At 64.9% G+C, this 2946-nt stretch carries 4 protein-coding genes; all 4 read right to left on the bottom strand.

Going from position 1 to position 2946, the window contains the following annotated elements; all coding sequences use genetic code 11:
* Nucleotides 1–94: 94 nt before the first annotated feature.
* Nucleotides 95–1300 (bottom strand): NAD(P)/FAD-dependent oxidoreductase, encoded by a 1206-nt coding sequence (locus tag AC5DC2_RS22180; RefSeq protein ID WP_491700055.1) that lies wholly within the window; start codon nt 1298–1300, stop codon nt 95–97.
* On the bottom strand, nt 1297–1761 hold the full coding sequence (locus AC5DC2_RS22175) for a GFA family protein (protein ID WP_491700054.1): 465 nt from the start codon (nt 1759–1761) through the stop codon (nt 1297–1299). Before AC5DC2_RS22175 ends, AC5DC2_RS22180 begins: the two co-directional genes overlap by 4 nt.
* Nucleotides 1762–1777: 16 nt before the next feature.
* Nucleotides 1778–2191 (bottom strand): Rieske (2Fe-2S) protein, encoded by a 414-nt coding sequence (locus AC5DC2_RS22170; protein WP_491700053.1) that lies wholly within the window; start codon nt 2189–2191, stop codon nt 1778–1780.
* Between the two features lie 9 nt (nt 2192–2200).
* Nucleotides 2201–2946: amidohydrolase family protein (locus tag AC5DC2_RS22165; protein ID WP_491700052.1), on the bottom strand; the 746-nt coding region annotated here is incomplete at its 5' end.

Raw genomic sequence — 2946 nt, 5'->3', positions numbered from 1 at the left:
ACCGGAATTCTTGTCACAAAGGGCTCAAGCCGGGGTAATTCGAGGCGTCCAGATGATCTTCACCAATTTCGGGTTTCTCCTGTGTCCAGGGATCTCATGCTGCGGCCAGCGTCTTCAGATCGGCCGCAGCCAGATGGTCGGGATCGGGGCTTGCCCCCGCCGCAAGCAACCGCCTTGCGGTCATGTAGGCGCGCGGATCGTTCATCGCGTCGATGGCGATGAAGCGCCGGCCGGCAAAATACCAGTGCGAGGCCGAACCTTCCCGCTCTCCCTTGCGCGCCACGACGCGGTCATAGCCGGTATTAAGCCCTGCGATCTGCAGCTTGACCTCATACTGATCCGACCAGAACCAGGGCTCGGGCCGGTAGGGGTTTTCAGCGCCCAGCAGGTTCTTCGCCACGCATTCGGCATGTTCGATGGCGTTCTGCACGCTCTCCAGCCGAAGCCTGCCGCCCGCATATGGAAAACTGGCGCAATCGCCGGCGGCGAAGATCGACGGGTCGGCCGTTTGGCCGAATGCATCCGTGGCGATGCCGTTTTCGACCGGCAGACCTGCCGTCTCGGCAAGCGTCGTCGCGGGCGTGACGCCGATGCCGACAATCACCAGATCGACGGAAACCGTCGTGCCGTCGGCCAGTTCCGCCGCCTCCACAGTGTTGTCGCCGAGAAGCCGGCGAAGCCCCGTTCCCTCCCGCAGATCAACGTCGTTTTCGCGGTGAAGCGTGCGGAAATAGCCCGCCGTCTCTTCCGCCGCGACGCGGCCGAGAATGCGCGGACCGCTTTCGATCAGCGTCACCTTGAGGCCCGCGCGCGCCGCAACGGCTGCCGCCTCCAGGCCGATATAGCCGCCGCCCACCACCAGAAGCCGCGCGCCGGGTACAAAAAGCGGCGCCATGGCATCGACATCGTCAATCCCGCGCAGGGTGAAAACGTTCCCGAGGTCGCCGCCGATCGTCGCCGGCAGGCGCCGGGGACAAGCGCCCGTCGTCAGCACCAGCCTGTCATAGGCAAGAACCTCATCGCCGAAACGCACCTTCTTCGCGCGCCGGTCGATCGCCTCGACACGCGCGCCGAGCCTCAAATCAATGTCGTGCTCACCGTAGAAATCCCTTGAGCGCAAATAGAGGCGCTCCCGCGCCAATTCCCCCAGCAGGAATTTCTTCGAAAGCGGCGGGCGCTGATAGGGCGGCCAGGCCTCTTCGCCGAGAAGCTTCAGCGGGCCGTGATAGCCCTCGGCGCGCAGCTTCGCCGCCAGTGCCAGGCCGGCCTGACCCGCGCCCACGACCACGATGCCGCTCATCGGCCGGCCTCCTCATGTCCGGCGATCCACCGCGCCCAGTCGTCCTTAAGCCGGTCCATGTCCGGACCTTCCAGATATTGCGCCACGCCGGGAAGCGGCGAGAGCCAGGGTTGGCGGGAGGCGGTGAAGATCTCCGCCGCCGGAAAAAGCCAGGACGGATCGTCGAGCGTGCCGGGCTTGACCACCAGAACCGGACTTTCCTTGCGCTGATGGGTCAGCCGCACCCCGCACGTCCCGCAAAAGGTCTGGCGGATCGGCACGCCCGAGCCGCCAGTGGTCCAGCGCTCTTGCGGCGTGCCGTCCAGCGTCAGGTCCTCGCAGGCAAACATCAGGCTTTCGCCGAACGCGCTGCCCGACTGGCGCTGGCAACTTGCGCAATGGCAGAGATAGAAGGTGAGCGGCGCCCCGCTCACCCGGTATCTGAGCGCCCCGCACTGGCACCCGCCCATAAGCGGGAACACGGGCAAGCGCTCGTTTTCAAATGGTAAGGACGACATAATCATCCTCTGTGCGAACCTCGAAGACCTCGGCGCGATAAGGCCCTTCCGCCAGGCTCTCACCCGGCGTGACCTTGACGTCGAAGATCTTCACCCGCATCCGGCTCGGATCACAGTAGGAACGGCCGTTCTCGAGATCGAACTCCCAGCCATGCCAGGGGCAACGCACCATGATCTTCTCGTCCTCGGTGCGGTAGGCGCCGGGACCATCGGCGTTGACGAGGGCGGCAACCCGGCCGTGACAGAGTTCCGCGCCCTCATGCGGGCACTTGTTGGTGATCGCCGCGAAGCGATCACCGAGATTGAAGATGGCGATGACGCGGCCGGCGACCTCGACCCTTCTGGCCTTGCCTTCCGGAATTTCGTCGACCTTGCAGATGATGTGATCGGTCATGGCTTCTCCTCAACCCAGCCCGTAAACGGCAAGCGCGTTGTCGCGCATGATGCCGCGCTTTGCCTCTTCGCTGAGCCCGACGCGGAAAGCCCGGTCCGGATGGTCGAAGTCCCAGTGCGGATAATCGGTCGAGAACATCAGCCGGTCCGCCCCGATCCACTGAAGGAGGTTGTTCATGTGCCGGACATTCGGCGGCTCCTCGATCGGCTGCGTGGTGATCCAGACATTGCGGCGGATATAGTCCGAGGGGCGGCGCTTCACATGCGGCACCTCCCCGCGCATGCGCTCCCACTCCCTGTCCATGCGCCACATCAGCGATGGCAGCCAGGCGAAGCCGCCCTCCACCAGCACCAGTTTGAGCTTCGGAAAGCGGTCGAACACGCCCTCGAAGATCATCGAGATCAGGATGGTCTGGACCGAATGGGAGAAGGCATAATGCTCCTCGACGTAAAAGGACGCCCAGCCCGCGCCGGTATTGGCATGCCAGCCGGTTGCCGCCGGATGAACCGCGATCGGCAGGTCGTGCGCCTCGGCGAGTTCGTAGATCGGCCAGTAGCGCTTGCGGCCGGCCGGCTCCAGACTGCGCGGCACGAACTGCAGCTGGGCGAAGCGCTTGTCCTTGACGCGTTCCTCGATCTCGCGCACCGAGGCTTCGGCGTCTTCCTGGGCAATGGAAATGCCGCCTTTCAGGCGCGGTTCGGGCGCCAGCCACTTGTCGATCTGCCAGTCGTTTACGGCCGCGCAGACGGCCGCGC

The sequence above is a fragment of the Martelella sp. genome (assembly GCF_984369615.1).
Note: the sequence above shows the minus strand (reverse complement) of the source record. Positions and strands in the feature narration are given on the sequence as shown.

Excerpts from the sequence above, each read along its gene's own strand:
- AC5DC2_RS22180 (WP_491700055.1), bottom strand. The coding sequence starts at position 1,300 with ATGAGCGGCATCGTGGTCGTGGGCGCGGGTCAGGCCGGCCTGGCACTG.
- AC5DC2_RS22170 (WP_491700053.1), bottom strand. The coding sequence starts at position 2,191 with ATGACCGATCACATCATCTGCAAGGTCGACGAAATTCCGGAAGGCAAG.